Origin of the sequence: Curtobacterium pusillum (genome assembly GCF_013359865.1) — a bacterium.
In the GTDB taxonomy this organism is placed as follows: domain Bacteria; phylum Actinomycetota; class Actinomycetes; order Actinomycetales; family Microbacteriaceae; genus Curtobacterium; species Curtobacterium pusillum.
This window is the reverse complement of sequence record NZ_JABMCE010000082.1, coordinates 77,159-94,658: the sequence shown is the minus strand read 5'-3', so window position 1 is coordinate 94,658 and position 17,500 is coordinate 77,159. Positions and strand designations below refer to the sequence as shown.

The window sequence follows — 17,500 nt, the reverse complement described above, 5'->3', positions numbered from 1 at the left end:
CCGCCGACGGCCCGGTGCGCCGGAGAATTCCGGGGTGACCGACACCTCGACCCGCTCCGCACGCGATACCGCCACCCCGTGGGAGCGGCACTCCTCGCTGCAGACGTTCGCGGAGCTCCTCCTCGGGCTGTCGTTCACCGCCGCCGTGGCCTTCGGCGGGTACGCCGCCGTGACCGGTCGGATGACCGTCCTGTCGCAGGGCGCCGGGATCGTGTTCCTGGTGACGCTGACGTGCGTGCTCGTGTCGTGGTTCCGCGCGGTCGAGCACGACGGGCACCCGTCGACGACCACGACCACGACCGCGGCCGTCGACCCGATCGCGGCCGTCGACGCCGAGTACCGCCGCTAGTCCCCCGCGCGCCGGTCCGCCCGGCGCTCACCGGCGCGCTCCACGACGAAGTACAGCGCCGGCAGCACCACGAGGGTCAGCAGCGTCGACGACACCAGGCCACCGATCACGACGAGCGCCAGCGGCTGCGAGATGAACCCCGACCGCCCGGTGAGTCCGATCGCCATCGGCATGAGCGCGAAGATCGTCGCGAGCGCCGTCATCAGGATCGGCCGGAGGCGTCGGGTCGCCCCCTCGACGAGCGCTTCCCGTACGCGGAGCCCTCGTCGCCGGTACTGGTTCACGAGGTCGATGAGCACGATGGCGTTCGTCACGACGATGCCGACGAGCATCAGCACGCCGATGAGCGATGCCACCCCGATCGGGATGCCCGACGCGATCTGCAACAGGATCGCCCCGGTCGCGGCGAACGGCACCGACACGAGCAGCAGCAGCGGCTGCAGCAGGCTGCGGAACGTCGCCACCATGACCACGTAGACGATGAGGATCGCGATGAGCGCGGCGAGCAGCAGCTGGCTGAACGCGGACGACTGACTCGATGCGACCCCGCCGATCGTGGCCGAGGCGCCCCGCGGCAGGTCCAGCCCGTCGACCGCGGTGGTCACCGACTGCACGGCGGCGCCGAGGTTCGTGGCGTCCGGCGTGACCGTGATCGTCGCGGTGCGGACCGCGTCCGAGGTGGTCACGGTCGTCGGGCCCTCGGCGCGCTGGACCGTCGCGACGTCGGACAGCGGGACGACGCCCGTCGAGGTCGGGATCGACAGCGCCCGCAGCGCGGCAGCGGTCGTGGGCGGATCGGAGTCCGCGATGTACACGTCGAGCGAGGCGTCGTCGATCTCGACGGTGCCGGTGTCCTGCGGGGAGACCGCGGCGGCGACGATCCCGCCGACCTGCGTCTCGGTGAGGCCGAGGGCGGCCGCCTTCGACCGGTCGACCCGCACCGCGAGGTACGGCTCCGCCGACGACAGGTTGCTCGAAGCCCCGGTGGTGTGGTCGACCTTCCGCATCTCGCTGAGCACCTGGTCGGCCGCGGTCCGGAGCTGCGCCTGGGTCGGCGCGGTGACGTCGACCTCGATGTCGCTGCTGCCGCCGAACCCGCCGCCGCCGGACGACACGGTGACGTCGCCGGCGTCGTCGAGCGCGTCCAACCGCTTCCGGGTGTCCGACTGGATGCGCTCCTGGTCGACGTCGGCGTCGGTGGTGACGGCGTACTGGATCGAGGCGGTGCCCCCGCCGCCGAACGCCGCCTGGATGGACTGTCCGCTCGTGCCGATGGTGGTCTGCACCGTTTCGACGCCGTCGACGGCCCGCAGCTGCTGCTCGACCTTCCGCGCGGCGTCGGACTGCACGTCGAGGCTCGTGCCCGGGTCGAGGTCCTGCGTCACGGTGAACGTGTTCTGTCCGGAGTCGCCCAGGTAGTTCGTCTTCACGAAGGGCAGGGCGGCCGCGGTCCCGCCGAGGACGACGATCGCCAGCACGAGCACGGTCCACGGCGCGCGGAGCACCCAGCGCAGCACCGGCTGGTACCCCCGGCGGAGCCGGTCGGGTGCCGCCGCGTCGTGCAGGTCGGCGGCGGAGGCCAGTACCCCGGCGGTTGCGGACGGCTCGGGAGGCGCGGTGCCGGCAGGCGCGTCGGCTGCGGTCCCCGGCGTGGTCACCCCCGCGTGTTTGTGGGACTTCGGCGCCCGCAGGAACCAGTACGCGAGCACCGGCACGATCGTCAGGGCGACGAGCAGCGACGCCACGAGGGCCATCGTCACGGTCAGGGCGAACGGCCGGAACAGCTCGCCGACGAGCTCGGCGACGAACGCCACCGGCAGGAAGACGACCACGGTCGTGAGGGTCGACGCCGTGACGGCGCCGGCGACCTCGCGCACGCCGTCGAGCACGGCCCGCCGTCGGTCGACGCCGGGCTGCAGGTGCCGCTTGATGTTCTCGATCACCACGATCGAGTCGTCGACGACACGGCCGATCGCGATCGTGAGCCCCGCGAGGGTGATGATGTTCAGCGTGTAGTCGGCCGCTCGCATGCCGATCGCGGCGAGCAGCACCGAGGTCGGGATCGAGATCGCGGTGACGATCGTGGAGCGGACCGACAGCAGGAACAGCAGGATCACGACCACGGCGAACCCGAGGCCGAGCAGCCCCTCTTCGGCGAGGGAGTCGATCGACTGCTGGATGTACGGCGCCTGGTCGAACACGACGGTGATCCGCGGGTCGCCGGTGATCTTCTTCTCGATGCCGGGCAGGGCGTCCCGCACGGTGGTGGAGACGTCGACGGTGTTGGCTTCCTGCGTCTTGGTGATCGCGATCGTCAGCGCCTGCTCGCCGTCCACGCGGCTGATCGACGTGCGTGGGGACTCCTCGATCCGGACCTTCGCCACGTCGCCGATCGTCGCGGCGGTGGTCCCGCCGGTGAGCGGCAGCGCCTCGATGTCGGCGAGGGACGCGATGCGCTCCCCGGTCTGCACCGAGAGCGTCGACCCGTCCTGGGTGATCGTCCCGCCGGGGACGAGCGTGCCGTTGTCGTCGAGCGCATCGGAGATCGCGGTCCGGGAGAGACCCCGCGAGGCGAGCGACTCCGGGTCGGGGGTGATGACGACCCGGCGGCCGGGGTTGCCGTACACGTCGGCCTCGCGCACGCCGTCGAGCTTCTCGAGGTCGGGGACGGCGGTGGCGTTCAGCCGGTCGACGAGCTGTTCCTGATCACCCTTCGCCGAGACGGCGAGCTGGATGACGGGCAGGTCGTCGAACGACCCGGTGACGATCTGCGTCTGCACGGAGTCCGGCAGCGACAGGGCGTTGACCACGGTCTGGATCTTGTCCTCGGCGCTCGCCAGGTTCGACCCGTAGGCGAACTCGGCGGAGACGACGCTCTGCCCGGTCGACGAGGTCGCCGTCGTCGACTTCAGGTCGGGGACCGCCTGGATCCCCTGCTCGATCTTCGTGGAGACGTCGTTCGACACGACCTCCGGCGTCGCACCCGGGTAGGCGCTCACGATGGCGACCTCGGGGAACTCCACGCTCGGGATGAGCTCCTGCTTGAGGCTCGTCAGTGCGATGCCGCCGAACACCGCGACGACGACGGTGACGAGCGCGATGAGCGCCCGGTTGCGGAGGCTGAAGACCGAGAGGAGGTGCACGACCCGATCCTCGCAGGACGCACCCGTGGCCGGACCCGATCTGCACGATCGGTGGACAACCCGGACAGGACGCGGGCCGGTGGAGGAGCTCAGCCGGCGAGTGCCAGGTACGCGGCCAACACCCCCACGGTGCCGAGCACCCCGGTACCGAGCGCCGCGATCCGACAGACCGGTGTCCGAGCCGTCAGGACCGCGGCGACGAGCACGGCGACGCCGACGACGATCTCGACCACCCAGGTCGACGGTCCCGTGGTGTCCGCCACCTGGAGCAGCGCACGCACCCCCTCGCCGATGAACACGGCGGCCGTCGCGCCCATCGCCACCCCGCGCCAGCGGACGTCGCGCGACCGGATCGACACCGCTACCGCGCCCGCCAACGCTCCCGCGGGCACTCCCACGAGGACCCAGAAGTTCGCGATCGACAGCGAGTCCGGGTAGCCGCGGAGGTTCGTCGTCGCCCAGTACCCCACGTGCATCAGTTCGAGGAGCACGACGCCGAGGACCATCGCGACCGGCATCGCCACCCGTCCGACACGGGCGCCGGCGAGCAGGCACAGGGCCGTGGCGACGACGAACCACGGGCCCGCCGAGTTCGCGGCGGACGAGAGTGCGGGCACGCTCTGCCCGAACGAGGTCAGCACACCCGCGAGCAGTGCACCGGTCAGCGCCATCGAGACCCTCGCCGCCGGCGGCACGGTCGTGGCCGAGCCCGAGGGGAGGACCCCGGCCGGCCCACGCGCGTTCATGGTCGTCTCCATGCGACCAGGATCCCGGCCCGCCAGGCCGCCACACATCACCCTGCGGAGCCAGATCCCGCCGGCCGCGTCACCCTCCAGGATGACGCCAGCACGACCGGACAGACTCACACCACCGCGGCCAGCGATCCCCGCACGCCGGCAGCGTCGCCACCGATCCGCGCCCACGACCGCTCCAGCACGTCGACGAGGCGCACCCGGTCCGCCGGCGGCATCGTGAACGGCACCCGCAGGAACCGCTCGAACCCGCCGTCCGGACCGAACACCCCGCCGGAGGCGAGCACGACGCCCTCGGACCGGGCGGCGAGCACCAGGGCGCTCGACACCGGTCTCCCGAGCCCGACCCACGTCGTCAACCCGCCCGCCGGCGACGGGACGTCCCACTCCGGGAGCCGCGCACGCAACGCGCCCACGACGTCGTCGCGACCCTGGCGCAGGTACTCGCGCCGCGCCTCCAGGACGGCCTCCGTCCGCGGGACGAGCTCCCGCGCGACGAGCTGGTCGAGCACGGGCGTACCGAGGTCCCCCGTCGGCCGGGCGAGCAACAGGCGCTGCAGCAGTTCCGGAGACGCCCTGATCCAACCGATGCGCAGGCCGCCCCAGAACACCTTGTCGGCCGACCCGATCATGACGACCGACGCGTCGGCGGAACCGGCGCGTGCCGCGAGCGGCACGGAGGGCTCGCCCTCGATCCGCAGCTCCCCCATCGTCTCGTCCGCGATCACGGTCGTCCCGGTGGACGCCGCCACCGACAGCAGCAGCTCGCGCGTCGACGCCGACATGGTCGCCCCGGTCGGGTTGTGCAGCTCGGGCATCACGTAGGCCACGGCGGGGGCGGTCCGGCGCAGCGTGGTCTCGAGGGCCGTCGCGTCCCACTCGGTGCGGGCGTCGACGGGGACCCCGACGAGCCGCCCGCCGGCGTCGCGGAACGCCTCGTGCGCGTGCGGGTAGGTCGGCGACTCGACGAGCACCGCGTCGCCCCGGCGGACGAGCACCCGGGCGAGCAGGGCGATGGCGTGCTGCGCACCGATGGTCACGACGACCTGCGAGGGATCGGTCGGCAGCCCCCTGTCGGTGTACCGCGAGGCGATCGCGGCCCGCAGCCCGGGGTCGCCGACCGTGTCGTAGCCGATGCCGGCGAGCGCCGCGGGCACGTGCCGCATCGCCCGCTCGACGGCCTCGGCGATGCCCGGCGCCGAGTGCAGCGCGGCCTTCCGGAGGTCGAGCAGGTCGTCGTCGACGACTCCGCCGAGCCGCTCCGGGTCCGGCCGGCCGATGAGCCCCGCGGGCAGGCGGACCACGCTGCCGGAGCCACGGACCGACACGACGAAGCCGTCGGAGCGGAGCCGCGAGTAGGCGTTCGCGACGGTGGTCCTCGAGACGTGGAGCGCCGCCGCGAGCCCCCGCTCCGCCGGCAGCCGCACCCCCTGCGGGATCCGGCCGTCGATGACGAGGACCCGGAGCGCGTCGGACAGCGCCTCGTAGGCGGGGGCATCGGTGCCGGCGCGCCAGTCCGTGAGGAGGAGCGCGGCGGAGCGGGCACTGAGCAGGACCGGGGTCATGGATCCACGGTAGTCGGATTGGCCCTCGACGTGCAGTCCAATCTTGGGAACGATCGAGGGCATGCCCCGCTCGACCGCCCTCACGCTCCGCTTCCTCCAGCTCTTCGTCGGCCTGTTCCTCTACGGCGCCTCCACCGCACTGCAGGTCCGCGCGGTCGTCGGCGTCGCGTCGTGGACGGTGCTGACCGAAGGCCTCGAGCACGTGGTGCCGTGGTCGTTCGGCGTCATCACGGTGGTGTCGAGCGGCGTCATCCTGCTCTTCTGGATCCCGCTCCGCCAGAAGCCCGGGATCGGCACGCTCCTCAACGCGTTGGCGATCGGACCGTCGGCGGACCTGGTGCTGTGGCTCGTCCCGACACCCTCCGAGCTCGTGGGGCGGATCCTGCTGTTCGTCGCCGGACTCCTGCTGCTCGCGGTCGCGACCGCGTTCTACATCGGCGCCGGCTTCGGCACGGGAGCGCGGGACGGTCTGATGGTCGGCTTGCACGAGCGGCTCGGCTGGCCGGTGTGGCTGGCGCGGACCGTCATCGAGGTGTCGGTCGTCATCGTCGGCTGGTTCCTCGGCGGCGACGTCGGCGCCGGCACGGTGATCGCCGCGTTCGCCATCGGACCGATGGTGCAGCCGCTCATGCCCGTCTTCCGCCGCTTCCCCTGGAGTCCGGAGCGGACCACGCAGGACGCGCTCGCCCTGGAGGCACGGCGCGTCCCCGCCTCGGAGGTCGCCTGAACCGCTTGCACACCTCCAGATCACGATATAGCGTGTCCTGCACAGACGCGATACATCGCGAGTTGGAGGATGCAACATGGCCCAGGAGAAGTGGCTCGTCGAAGAGCCGAAGGTGATCGACACCGGGATCGTCCGCCGCTTGCGCGTGGGCCTCGCCGGTGGACAGGTCGACGTCGTCGCGCACGACGAGCCGACTGCCCGCGTCGAGGTGCACAGCGTGTCCGGCAAGCCGATGAAGATCGAGCTCGACGGCGACACGCTCACGATCGACCATCCGCAGATCCGGTGGGACGACCCCCTCGGCTTCCTGAAGTCCTTCCGCGGCAAGGCGCACGCGGACGTCAGCGTCCTGGTGCCCCGCGACGCGGTCGTCACCCTCGGCGTGGTCTCCGCGGGCGTCCTGCTCTCCGGCACCAACCGGGGAGCGACGCTCAACACGGTCTCCGGTGACGTGGTCGTCGACGACGTCGCCGGCGACGTCACCGTCAACGCGGTCTCCGGCACGACGACGATCCGCGAGCTCGACGGCGCGCTCGCCGTGCACACGGTGTCCGGCGACGTCGTGGCGACCGGCACGATCCCGCGCTTCTCGGCGGACGGCGTCTCGGCCGACGTCGTGCTCGACCTGCACGGCACGCCGGAATCGGCCCGCGTGAACACGGTGTCCGGCTCGGTCAGCGTCCGGCTCGAGGACGGTGTGCCCTACCGGTGCACCGTCAGCACGGCATCGGGCAAGCTGCAGTTCGACGACTCCGAGATCCGCGGCGTGCGTGGTTCGTACGTCAAGCAGGGCGGCGAACTGTCCGGGCAGTGGCTCGAGCTGCGGGTGAACTCGGTCTCGGGCGACATCGCGGTGCTGCACGCCGCACCCCAGGCCCCCGCGGACGTGGATGCGGAGGTCGTCGAATGAGTCCCGTCTTCGCCCACGGGCACCTCCGCCTGTACCTGCTCGTCCTGCTGGCCGACCACCCGATGCACGGGTACGAGGTCATCCAGGCCCTCGGCGACCGCTTCGGCGGCACGTACGTCCCGAGTGCCGGCACCGTGTACCCGCGGCTGTCGAAGCTCGAGGAGGAGGGCCTCGTGACGAAGTCCGCGGACGGCCGGAAGACCGTCTACGCCATCACCCCGGCGGGCCGCGCCGAGCTCGACGCCCGCGCCGACGAGATCGCCGCGGTCGAGAACGGCGTCAACGACTCGGTCAAGTCCCTCGCCGACGGCGTCCGAGCGTCGGTCGGCGAGGCCATGCGGTCGCTCCGCGCCGACCTCGCCGCGAGCGCGCAGGCCCCTCGGGGCCGGACCGCGGACGAGCCGGTCGACGTCCCGTCCGAGGGTGCCCGGGCCCTGCGCGAGGTCGAGATGGCCCTGTCGTCGTTCCGGCAGCAGGTCCGCGCGGACCTCCGTCGGCGCGCGACCCGCGGGACGCTCACCTCGGACACCGTCACGCGGCTGCGCGACGGCCTGGAGGCGCTGCGCAAGTCCCTCTGAGCCGCCGGCCGCCAGGCGGTCGCGCCCCGCGCCTCCCGTCCGCCGTCCCCGCGTCCCCGCGTCCCCGCAAAACGCAACCCGGGCGGTTTCTCGCAGCGGTATCTCGCTGCGAGAAGCCGTCCTCGTTGCGTTTTGCGGGCCGGGCGGGCCGGCGGGCCGGCCCGCCTACAGGCCGCGGTCGGCCAGCGCGTGCATCGCGTCCCGCAGGGCGCGCGCCGCGCCCTCGCCCGCCCACTCGTAGGCGTGGGTGAACCGCTCGTCCTGCACGTACATGTCGGCGAGCGTGCGGAACCGGTCGGCGGTCAGCTCGGACGGGGGTGTCGCCTCGGCGAGCCACGCGAACTGACGCCTGGCGAGCGCCGTCCCCGCGTCCGACGACGGGCCGTCGCCGGACGCCGCCAGCGCCGCCGCGTCCTGCGCGATCGCCCGCTGCTCGGCCTGGAAGGCGTCCTTCGCGGCGGCGTCCTTCGACGCCCACCAGCGTGCGCCGCGGTCCCAGGCGTCGGCGCCCCAGCGCTCCTCGACCTCCTGCTTGAACTTCGTCTGGTCGAACCCGTCGAACGTGTCGGTGGCGTTCATGTCCTCTCCCTTCTCGATCCTGGTGATGGTGGTGCGCACGGCCGCGAGCTGCCGGGCGAGCCGGTCGCGCTCCCGTTCGAGCCACGCGACGTGCGCGGTGAGGGCGGCGACGTCGTCCTGCTCCCCGTCGAGGACCCGACGGATCTCGGGCAGCCCGAGTCCCAGTCCACGGAGCAGGAGGATGCGCTGCAGCCGGACGAGCGCCCGGTCGTCGTAGCGGCGGAGGCCACCGTCGCCGATCGCTGTCGCGGGCAGCAGCCCGATGGCGTCGTAGTGCCGCAGCGTCCGGCTGGACACACCCGCGGAACGCGCCACGTCGGCGATGCCGTGGGGTGCTTTCGCAGCTGCGCCGGTCGTGTCTGTCGAATCCCTCATGCACACGACCGTAGGGGTTGACGCAGCGTCAACTGCAAGGGTTTCCGGCGCATCCGACCGTCGCTCGTTCGACGAAGGCGGAATACCGAGCCGGCCACCCGTGTTGACTCCCGCCCGGAATTGAGTAGGTTTGCCGCTCGTGACGAACGAGATCCGGTCGTTGAAAGCACGACTGATCGGGGAGCCCCTCCCCTCCGAGAAGCTCGAAGGACAGCTCCTCCCGAAGCACCTGGCACTGCCGATCTTCGCGAGCGACCCGCTGTCCTCCGTGGCGTACGCGCCGCAGGAGCTCCTCATGATCCTGCTGCTCGGCGGGATGGCGTTCCTGACGTTCGCCCCGTGGGTCGCCGCCCTCGTCGTGCTGCTGCTCGTCGTGGTGGTCGCGTCCTACCGGCAGCTCATCAAGGCGTACCCGTCCGGCGGCGGCGACTACGAGGTCGCGCACCGGAACCTCGGCGAGAAGGCGGGGCTCGTCGTCGCGTCCGCCCTGCTCGTCGACTACGTCATGACGGTCGCCGTGTCGGTGGCCTCGGGCGTGGACAACATCATCTCGGCGCTGCCGGTCCTCAACGAGTTCCGCGTCGAGCTGGCCCTGCTGTTCGTCGTGCTCCTGGCGGCCGCGAACCTCCGTGGCGTCCGCGAGTCGAGCAAGGCCTTCGCCGTGCCGACGTACCTCTTCGTCGCCTCGGTCTTCGTCATGGTGGTCACCGGCCTGTTCCGGGCGGCGCTCGGGAACGCTCCCGTCGCCGAGTCCGCCGCGTACACCGTGCAGAACGTGGAGCACACGACGCAGGCGGCGTTCATCCTGCTGCTGCTCCGCGCGTTCGCGTCCGGCTGCTCGGCGCTGACCGGTGTCGAGGCGATCGCGAACGGCGTGCAGGCGTTCCGCCGACCGAAGATCAAGAACGCGCAGATGACCCTCGTGTTCATGGGGTCGATCGCGATCGTGCTGTTCGTCGGACTCATCACGCTCGCGCTGATCTCCCGCGTGCACTACGCCGAGAGCGCCTGCGACCTGCAGGGCTTCGCCCGGTGCGCGACGACCCCGCAGCGCTCGCTCATCGCGCAGATCGCGGCCGCGACCTTCGGGAACGACTCGATCCTGTTCTTCGTCATCCAGGCGACCACGGCGGCGGTCCTGCTCCTGGCGGCGAACACGGCGTTCAACGGCTTCCCGCTGCTCGGCTCGATCCTGGCCCGCGACTCGTACGCCCCGAAGGCGCTCTCGACCCGCGGTGACCGGCTCATCTACTCGAACGGCGTGATCGTCCTCGCCCTCGTCGCGGCGGCGCTGCTCATCGTCTACCGGGCGAACGTGACGAGCCTCATCCAGCTCTACATCATCGGCGTGTTCGTGTCGTTCACCCTCGGGCAGACCGGCATGGTGCTGCACTGGACGAGGCTGCTCCGCGACGACCGCGCCGGACGGCTCCCGACCGACGGCGAGCCGGTGAACCGCGGACAGGTGCTGCGGTCGCGTGCCATCAACGCCACCGGCGCGACCTTCACCTTCGTCGTCCTCGTCATCGTGACGATCACGAAGTTCACGCACGGCGCCTGGCTCGTGTTCGTCATCATGCCGATCCTGTTCCTCCTCATGCTCGGCGTGAACCGGTACTACCGCGACGTCTCGCACGAGATCGAGGCCGACGAGGAGACCCAGTTCGGCGCGACCGGCGACCACGCGATCGTCCTCGTCAACAAGCTGCAGAAGCCCGTGCTCAAGGCGCTCGACTACGCCATCGCGGCGAAGCACGCGAGCTTCGAGGCCGTGCACGTCGCGATCGACGACGGCGAGTCGACGCGGCTCCGGGAACAGTGGGAGGCCTACGGCATCGAGGTGCCGCTCACGATCGTGCCGAGTCCGTACCGCGACATCTCCATGCCGCTCATCAACTACATCAAGGCGCACCGGATGGAACACGGTTCCGAGGTCGTCACGGTCTACACGCCGGTGTTCATCGTGGGCCACTGGTGGGAGAACCTCCTGCACAACCACCGCGGCCGCCGGATCCGGAAGAAGCTGCTGCTCGTGCACGGCGTGACCGTCGCGCTCGTGCCGTGGCTGCTGGACTCCTCCGAGCTCCTCTACGGACGGCGCTCCCGCCCCCTGCCCGGTCAGGAACGCCGGGGCGAACCGATCCGGCCGGCCCTCCGCCGCTCTCCGCACGGCGTCTTCCACCACGAGGCCGAGGACGACCGTCTCCTCCGGTCCGCGCAGCGCAACAGCCTGCACCCGCGACGCGCCACCCGCCCCGCGGGTCCCGCCGAGGGCGTCGACCCGAACCTCAGCACCGGCGAGATGCACGTGCTCGTGCCGTCACCTCCACGCGGAGACGGTCGCTCGTCGTAGCATCTGTCGTCATGACGATCTCCGACCTGCGCACGTTCGCCACGTTCGACGGGCACGGCGGGAAGGTCTCGAAGCGTGTCGAGGTGCTCGACCACGAGCCCTCCGCCGGTGGTCCGTACGAGGGCCTGGTCGCGGTCCGGGGCGAGCACCCGCTCGGTGCGATCGACGAGCGCGCCGCCGACGAGTCGGCGTCGCTGGCCCGCGGCGCCGAGAGCATCGGTTGGGTCGATCCCGCCACGCTCCGCGACTGGTACCGCCAGGACCGGGTCGTCGTGTCGCGGCTCGAGGCGCGTCGCTCGGGTCTCGAACCCGGCACCTACGCCGATTCCCGCGGGCGCGGACGGGTTCGGATCGACGGTCTGGAGGCGCGGCTCGCCCCCGACGGTCGGCCCGCGTTCCGCGCTCTGGCCGGCTCGGGCGAGGCACCCGTCGTGGACGTACCGCTGCCGACGGACCAGGCGGTGCGTCTCGTTGCGGTGCGGACGGTCGACGAGGGCCTCGAGATCGTGACCACCCCGGTGTCGCCGTTCCTGTCGCCCGGCCGGTACCCCGCGTTCGGCGACGACGTCGTCGGGCTGCCACCGCGCCCGACGACCGGGTACGTCTCGGTCAGCGCCGCCGTGCTGCTCGACGGGGTGCTGCACGAGGTCGAGCGGATCGACGAGCGGGCGGCGACGATCCACGTGCGCCGCGGCGACCGGACGGTGCCGATCGCCGCGAGTGCGGTGGGCGCCGACCTCGTCCGCTACACCGCCGTCCCGGCCTGAACGACACGGTGCCTGCACGGGGCGTCGGGGGTCCCGCGTACGGTCGGCGGCATGAGTGACGCAGACCGTGAAGAACAGCAGCAGAACGCCGACGGTTCGATCCAGGGCGAGACCCTCGGCGGTCCGCGCCCCGACCCCTCGACGACCGCGAGCAAGGACCCCGAGGAGTGGGTCACCGGCGACGAGCCGATGACCGGGCCGCAGCGCAGCTACCTCGACACCCTCGCGCGGGAGGCCGGCGAGGAACTCCCGGCGGACCTCACCAAGGCCGAGGCGTCGGAGCACATCGACCGCCTGCAGCAGCAGACCGGGCGCGGCGCTGACTCCTGACGACGGGTCCCTCCCCGCCTGACCCCGCGCCCGCACCGGCGCCGCGCCCGTTCCGCTCGACGCGACCCCGCACGCTGCCGGTCAGGACCCCGCGAGGGCGTCCATCACCTGGCGGGCGATCCGCCGACCGGCCCGGTTCGCACCGATCGTCGACGCCTGCGGACCGTACCCGGCGAGGAACAGTCGCGGCTCGCCGACCGAGCGGCCGTCCTCCACCACGATCCCGCCCGCAGCGGTGCGCAGGTGCAGCGGCGCGAGGTGCCGCAGGTCCGCGCGGAAGCCCGTCGCCCAGATCACGGCGTCCGCGTGCACGTGCTCGCCGTCGGCCGTGACGACACCGGTCTCGTCCAACCGCGTGAACATCGGCGATTCCCGGAGCACGCCGCGGTCCAGGCCCGCTCGGATCCGCCTCGTGACCGGCACCCCGGTCCCGGAGACGATGCTCGGCAGGGTCGCCCCGGCACGCGCGGCGCGGTCCTGCTCGTCGACGGCGGCGACGGCGGACTCGAGGTCGAGCGCAGCCGTGTCCGACCAGACCATCGGCCGCCGCGTGAACCACCGCGTCCGGGCGGCGACCCCGTCGAGCTCCAGCAGGAACCCGATCGCGCTCGTCCCACCGCCGACGACCACCACGTCCTGGCCGGCGAACTCCGCGGCGCTCCGGTACTCGGTCGTGTCCAGCTGCCTACCGCGGAAGACGTCTCGGCCCGGGTACCACGGCACGAACGGCGTGCCCCACGTGCCGGAGGCGTTGACGACGACCTCCGCACCGATCCGGCTCGTGCCCCCGTCGGCCGCCCGCACCGTGACGCAGAGCCCGGTGTCCCCGATGCGCGTCACGGACGTCACGGTGACCGGGCGCCGGACCCGGAGGTCGTAGTGCTGCTCGAAGCGCCGGTAGTACTCGCCGACCACGTCCCGCGCCGGTCGCGAACGGTCGGCGTCGTCGAACCGGAGGCCCATCGCGTTCATCCCGGGGAGGTCGTGCACGCGGTGCGCCGCCCCGAGCCGGAGCGCTTCCCACCGGAACTGCCAGGCGCCGCCGGTGCTCGGCGCACGGTCGAGCAGGACCAGGTCGCTCCCGGGCGTCAGGCCGAGCCGGCGGAGGTGGTACCCGACCGAGAGACCGGCCTGGCCCGCACCGATCACCACCACCCGGGCGTGCTGGTCGGCTGGGGCCTGGGCGTCGTCTGTCATCACTTCGATTCTGCTGTGCCCGGGGCCGTCGCGGCCACGTCCAGATCGGGGTACATGGTAGAGTGATCGGCAGATTTCAAACCACGAACCGTTCGGTTCCCCGGGTGACTCCTCTCCCGCCAGGACCGGACCAGAGCCGATCACGAGGGGGTCACGCATGGGGCGCGGCCGTCAGAAGGCAAAGCACACCAAGGTCGCCCGGGAGCTGAAGTACTTCAGCCCGGAGACGAACTACGGTGCGCTCGAACGCGAGCTCTCCGCCGGGCAGCACTCGGACGAGAACTCCTACGTCGACCGCTGGGCAGACCAATACGGTGATGACCAGTACGACGAGGACGACGAGCTCGAAGCGCAACAGGACCACAACAAGTCCGCCTGACCCCGGCTCACCGTCGACGCCGCGCTCCCTCCGGGTAGCGCGGCGTTCTCGTGCGTGCCGACGTCGTCGGACCACGCACGCGCGCGGTTCGACACGACACACTTCGATCGACGCGCGGTGTGTCGCACCATGTGCACGCATCCCATGCCCGTGCATGTTCCGACATCGCACATGTCGATCGACTCGCACGGTGTCTGTACACGCGTGCGCAGAAGGCAGCTCGCGGCGCCGGCCCACCAACGCCGCGAGCGGGCCGCTCAGCTGGCGTACGCCCCGACCAGCCGCACCGCTCCGCCGTCCACGCCCTTGGCGCCCTGCTCGAACCCCTCGAGGTCGCGCGCCGACGTCGAGATCGTCCCGACCGACCACGAGGCGAGCCCGGCGGCACCGAGCGACGCGATGACGTCGGACGCCGCCGCCGCCGACACGACCGCGAACATGCCGACGCCGAGGTTCCAGGTGCCCTCGGTGTCCTCGATCGGGGTGCCGGCCATCTCGGCGAGCACCCGGAACACGGGCAGCGGCTCCCAGGCGGAGCGGTCGACCTCGACCCACGACCCGACGGGCAGCACGCGCGCGAGGTTCGCCGCGATGCCACCACCCGTGACGTGCGAGAGCGAGTGCACCGCGCCCGGGTGCGCCTCGATCAGCGAGAGCAGCGGGGACGTGTAGAGGCGGGTCGGCTCGAGCAGCGCCTCGCCCACGAGACCGCCGAGCTCCGGCAGGGAGTCCGTGTAGCCCACCCCGCGCGACGACAGGATGTGCCGGACGAGCGAGTACCCGTTCGAGTGCAGGCCGGAGGATGCGATCGCCACGACGACGTCGCCGTCCTGGACCCGGTCGGCACCGAGTACCGAGCCGGCCTCGACCGCACCGACCGCGGCACCGGCCACGTCGTAGTCATCCGGCCCGAGCAGGCCCGGGTGTTCCGCGGTCTCGCCGCCGACGAGCGCCGTCCCGGTCTCCGCGCAACCGCGGGCGATGCCGGCGACGATGTCCGCGATGCGCTCGGGCACGACCCGTCCGCAGGCGATGTAGTCGGTCATGAAGAGCGGCTTCGCGCCGACCACGACGATGTCGTCGACGACCATGCCGACGAGGTCCTGTCCGATCGTGTCGTGCTTGTCGATCGCCTGCGCGATGGCGACCTTCGTGCCCACGCCGTCGGTCGAGGTCGCGAGCAGCGGGTGCTCGTACGACTTCAGGGATGAGACGTCGTACAGCCCGGCGAACCCGCCCACACCGCCGAGAACCGATGCGTTGTGCGTGGCCGCGACGGCCGACTTCATGAGTTCGACGGCCAGGTCACCGGCGGCGGTGTCGACACCGGCCGCTGCGTACGGGTTGGGCATGCGTAGTCCTCCGCGGGGCATGGCAGACTTGTTCGGTCCCCCCGATTCTACGGTCTGGAGCACACCGCGAATGTGCGGCATCGTCGGCCTCGTTGCACAGGGCCCCGCCAACCAATCCATCTACGACGCACTGCTCCTCCTGCAGCACCGCGGGCAGGACTCGACGGGCATCGCCACGGTCGAGGGTCACGTGCACCACATGCACAAGACCCGCGGTCACGTGCGCGAGGCGTTCCGTACCCGTGACATGCGTGCCCTCCTCGGCACCATGGGCCTCGGGCACGTCCGCTACGCCACCAAGGGTGCCGCGAGCAACGAGGAAGAGGCCCAGCCGTTCTACGTGAACGCGCCGTACGGCATCGTCCTCGTCCACAACGGCAACCTCACCAACACGCGTGAACTGACGCGTGAACTCTTCGACATCGACCGGCGACACCTCAACACGACCTCGGACACCGAGCTCCTCGTGAACGTGCTCGCCCACGAGCTGCAGGGGCAGGTCCGCGGCACCGACCTCGACCCCGGGCAGGTGTTCGACGCGGTCGAGCGCGTGCACGAACGCGTCGAGGGGTCGTACGCCACGATCGCGACGATCGCCGGCCACGGTCTGCTGGCGTTCCGCGACCCGTTCGGCATCCGCCCGCTCATCCTCGGGCACAAGTTCGACGAGGCCGGCAAGCCCGAGTGGGTCGTCGCGTCCGAGTCGCTCGTGCTCGAGTCCGGTGGCTACGAGATCGTCCGCGACATCGCCCCCGGTGAGGCCGTGTTCATCGAGATGAACGGGCAGATGCACTCCCGTCAGTGCGCGAAGAACCCGCGCCTGGTGCCGTGCTCGTTCGAGTACGTCTACCTCGCCCGACCCGACTCCGTCATGAACGGCATCTCGGTGTACGACGCCCGCCTCCGGCTCGGCAACCGCCTGGCGGACACGATCGCGCAGTACGCCCCGACCGGTGACATCGACGTGGTGATGCCGATCCCGGACTCGAGCCGTCCCGCCGCCATGCAGGTCGCGCAGAAGCTCGGCATCGAGTACCGCGAGGGGTTCTACAAGAACCGCTACGTCGGCCGGACCTTCATCATGCCGGGGCAGGCGGAGCGCAAGCGTTCCGTGCGCCAGAAGCTCAACGCGATGTCGTCCGAGTTCAAGGGCAAGAACATCCTCATCGTGGACGACTCGATCGTGCGCGGCACCACGAGCAAGGAGATCGTCGAGATGGCCCGCGCCGCCGGTGCCAACGAGGTGACCTTCACGAGCGCGGCTCCCCCGGTCCGGTACCCGCACGTGTACGGCATCAACATGCCGACGCGGGCGGAGCTCATCGCACACGACCGGAAGATCCCGGAGATCAACCGGGTGCTCGGGAGCGATCACCTGATCTACCAGGAGATCGGCGACATGCGCGACGCGATCATCGAGGGATCCGACGTCACGGACCTCGAGATGAGCTGCTTCACCGGCGAGTACGTGACGGGCACGGTGAGCCCGGAGTACCTGTCCTGGGTCGAGGCGAACCAGCTCAGCTAGGCACGTCGCGGGACGCAACCCCGTTCGGACTGTAGGCGCGGTGCCAGCTGGCACCGTCCCTCCAGGCACGGCCGTCGCCCCGCTGGCGCGGTGCGCCGGTACCGGCTGGTGGGGCCCGCCTCCAGTCCGATGCAGGCGGCTCTACCGCGTCCGGTCGCCGTGGTCCTCGATCTCGCCCTCCACGGTCTCGGGCGGCAGTTCGACCTCGACCCGCTCCGCCGTCAGGCGGGCAGCCCGACGGGCGAAGACCCGGTCGAGGACCACGGCGACCACCGCGCCGAGGAAGGCGCCGATCGTGACGCCCCACAGCGAGAAGTACCCGACGAGCGACCCGAAGCTCGCGGTCTCCTGCTGGTCGCCGCGGTCGATGTTCATCGTCAGCGACACCACGACGAGCGTCGCGACGAAGCCGAGGAGCGCACCGCCCACGATGAACACGCCGAACTTCGGGGCGCGGCGGATCGTCACCTCGTCGGGAGTGGTGACGGCGTTCGGCGCCGGAGCCGGTCGTTCGTCGGGTCGGTCGGTGTTGCTCACCCCTCCATTGTCCCCCACTGTGGGACGTGCTCCGGTCTGTGCGCTGGGGACGTTCCCGGGAGAAGATGGTGCCTACCGA

16 protein-coding genes are annotated in these 17,500 nt (G+C 71.5%); 9 read left to right on the top strand and 7 right to left on the bottom strand.

The genetic code is table 11. From position 1 onward, the window contains the following. Window positions 1-34 precede the first annotated feature (34 nt). A complete protein-coding gene (locus tag HP507_RS18440) occupies window positions 35-349 on the top strand; it encodes a hypothetical protein (RefSeq protein ID WP_175352111.1) in 315 nt (104 codons plus the stop codon). Here HP507_RS18440 and HP507_RS12460 read toward each other — a convergent pair. The 3 genes from HP507_RS12460 to yczR all read right to left on the bottom strand — a co-directional run bounded on the left by HP507_RS12460 (window position 346) and on the right by yczR (window position 5,809). Continuing rightward, window positions 346-3,492, bottom strand: a complete 3,147-nt coding sequence (locus HP507_RS12460; protein ID WP_175352110.1) for an efflux RND transporter permease subunit — start codon at window positions 3,490-3,492, stop codon at window positions 346-348. The genes HP507_RS18440 and HP507_RS12460 overlap by 4 nt on opposite strands. Window positions 3,493-3,581: 89 nt before the next feature. Next, window positions 3,582-4,250, bottom strand: coding sequence for a DUF6518 family protein (locus HP507_RS12455; RefSeq protein WP_175352109.1), 669 nt, complete (start codon window positions 4,248-4,250; stop codon window positions 3,582-3,584). A gap of 104 nt (window positions 4,251-4,354) precedes the next feature. Beyond that, window positions 4,355-5,809: a MocR-like transcription factor YczR gene (gene yczR / locus HP507_RS12450; protein WP_175352108.1), complete on the bottom strand. Its 1,455-nt coding sequence runs from the start codon at window positions 5,807-5,809 to the stop codon at window positions 4,355-4,357. A 61-nt stretch (window positions 5,810-5,870) separates the two neighbouring features. On the opposite strand from yczR, the gene yczE reads away from it, so the two are divergent. The 3 genes from yczE to HP507_RS12435 all read left to right on the top strand — a co-directional run bounded on the left by yczE (window position 5,871) and on the right by HP507_RS12435 (window position 8,024). Then, window positions 5,871-6,536: a membrane protein YczE gene (yczE, locus tag HP507_RS12445; RefSeq protein ID WP_175352107.1), complete on the top strand. Its 666-nt coding sequence runs from the start codon at window positions 5,871-5,873 to the stop codon at window positions 6,534-6,536. A 76-nt stretch (window positions 6,537-6,612) separates the two neighbouring features. Next, entirely contained in the window at window positions 6,613-7,446 is an 834-nt protein-coding gene (locus HP507_RS12440) for a DUF4097 family beta strand repeat-containing protein (RefSeq protein ID WP_175352106.1), read from the top strand. Further along, on the top strand, window positions 7,443-8,024 hold the full coding sequence (locus tag HP507_RS12435; RefSeq protein ID WP_175352105.1) for a PadR family transcriptional regulator: 582 nt from the start codon (window positions 7,443-7,445) through the stop codon (window positions 8,022-8,024). Before HP507_RS12440 ends, HP507_RS12435 begins: the two co-directional genes overlap by 4 nt. Window positions 8,025-8,189: 165 nt before the next feature. Here HP507_RS12435 and HP507_RS12430 read toward each other — a convergent pair whose 3' ends face one another. Continuing rightward, entirely contained in the window at window positions 8,190-8,978 is a 789-nt protein-coding gene (locus tag HP507_RS12430) for a MerR family transcriptional regulator (protein WP_175352104.1), read from the bottom strand. Window positions 8,979-9,108: 130 nt separating this feature from the next. Between HP507_RS12430 and HP507_RS12425 the strand changes: the two genes are divergently transcribed. From HP507_RS12425 to HP507_RS12415, 3 genes are read left to right on the top strand one after another with little or no spacing between them, the layout of a single operon-like run. Continuing rightward, a complete protein-coding gene (locus HP507_RS12425; protein ID WP_175352103.1) occupies window positions 9,109-11,331 on the top strand; it encodes an APC family permease in 2,223 nt (740 codons plus the stop codon). 11 nt (window positions 11,332-11,342) lie between these two features. After that, window positions 11,343-12,098, top strand: coding sequence for a hypothetical protein (locus HP507_RS12420; protein WP_175352102.1), 756 nt, complete (start codon window positions 11,343-11,345; stop codon window positions 12,096-12,098). Between the two features lie 51 nt (window positions 12,099-12,149). Further along, entirely contained in the window at window positions 12,150-12,428 is a 279-nt protein-coding gene (locus HP507_RS12415; protein ID WP_175352101.1) for a DUF3072 domain-containing protein, read from the top strand. Between the two features lie 81 nt (window positions 12,429-12,509). Here HP507_RS12415 and HP507_RS12410 read toward each other — a convergent pair whose 3' ends face one another. Then, complete coding sequence (locus tag HP507_RS12410; RefSeq protein ID WP_175352100.1) at window positions 12,510-13,625, bottom strand: NAD(P)-binding domain-containing protein; 1,116 nt, start codon at window positions 13,623-13,625, stop codon at window positions 12,510-12,512. 157 nt (window positions 13,626-13,782) lie between these two features. Here HP507_RS12410 and HP507_RS12405 point away from each other — a divergent pair, with 157 nt between their 5' ends. Next, window positions 13,783-14,004 (top strand): DUF3073 domain-containing protein, encoded by a 222-nt coding sequence (locus HP507_RS12405; protein WP_175352099.1) that lies wholly within the window; start codon window positions 13,783-13,785, stop codon window positions 14,002-14,004. 257 nt (window positions 14,005-14,261) lie between these two features. Here HP507_RS12405 and purM read toward each other — a convergent pair whose 3' ends face one another. Next, window positions 14,262-15,356 (bottom strand): phosphoribosylformylglycinamidine cyclo-ligase, encoded by a 1,095-nt coding sequence (purM, locus tag HP507_RS12400; protein WP_175352098.1) that lies wholly within the window; start codon window positions 15,354-15,356, stop codon window positions 14,262-14,264. 70 nt (window positions 15,357-15,426) lie between these two features. Here purM and purF point away from each other — a divergent pair, with 70 nt between their 5' ends. Next, window positions 15,427-16,884 (top strand): amidophosphoribosyltransferase, encoded by a 1,458-nt coding sequence (gene purF / locus HP507_RS12395; protein WP_175352097.1) that lies wholly within the window; start codon window positions 15,427-15,429, stop codon window positions 16,882-16,884. A gap of 141 nt (window positions 16,885-17,025) precedes the next feature. Here purF and HP507_RS12390 read toward each other — a convergent pair whose 3' ends face one another. Next, entirely contained in the window at window positions 17,026-17,421 is a 396-nt protein-coding gene (locus HP507_RS12390) for a hypothetical protein (protein ID WP_175352096.1), read from the bottom strand. Window positions 17,422-17,500 lie beyond the last annotated feature (79 nt).

Excerpts from the sequence above, each read along its gene's own strand:
- yczR (WP_175352108.1), bottom strand. The coding sequence starts at position 5,809 with ATGACCCCGGTCCTGCTCAGTGCCCGCTCCGCCGCGCTCCTCCTCACG.
- HP507_RS12440 (WP_175352106.1), top strand. The coding sequence starts at position 6,613 with ATGGCCCAGGAGAAGTGGCTCGTCGAAGAGCCGAAGGTGATCGACACC.
- HP507_RS12430 (WP_175352104.1), bottom strand. The coding sequence starts at position 8,978 with ATGAGGGATTCGACAGACACGACCGGCGCAGCTGCGAAAGCACCCCAC.
- yczE (WP_175352107.1), top strand. The coding sequence starts at position 5,871 with ATGCCCCGCTCGACCGCCCTCACGCTCCGCTTCCTCCAGCTCTTCGTC.
- HP507_RS12435 (WP_175352105.1), top strand. The coding sequence starts at position 7,443 with ATGAGTCCCGTCTTCGCCCACGGGCACCTCCGCCTGTACCTGCTCGTC.
- purM (WP_175352098.1), bottom strand. The coding sequence starts at position 15,356 with ATGCCCAACCCGTACGCAGCGGCCGGTGTCGACACCGCCGCCGGTGAC.
- HP507_RS12420 (WP_175352102.1), top strand. The coding sequence starts at position 11,343 with ATGACGATCTCCGACCTGCGCACGTTCGCCACGTTCGACGGGCACGGC.
- HP507_RS12405 (WP_175352099.1), top strand. The coding sequence starts at position 13,783 with ATGGGGCGCGGCCGTCAGAAGGCAAAGCACACCAAGGTCGCCCGGGAG.
- HP507_RS12455 (WP_175352109.1), bottom strand. The coding sequence starts at position 4,250 with ATGGAGACGACCATGAACGCGCGTGGGCCGGCCGGGGTCCTCCCCTCG.
- purF (WP_175352097.1), top strand. The coding sequence starts at position 15,427 with ATGTGCGGCATCGTCGGCCTCGTTGCACAGGGCCCCGCCAACCAATCC.
- HP507_RS12410 (WP_175352100.1), bottom strand. The coding sequence starts at position 13,625 with ATGACAGACGACGCCCAGGCCCCAGCCGACCAGCACGCCCGGGTGGTG.
- HP507_RS12415 (WP_175352101.1), top strand. The coding sequence starts at position 12,150 with ATGAGTGACGCAGACCGTGAAGAACAGCAGCAGAACGCCGACGGTTCG.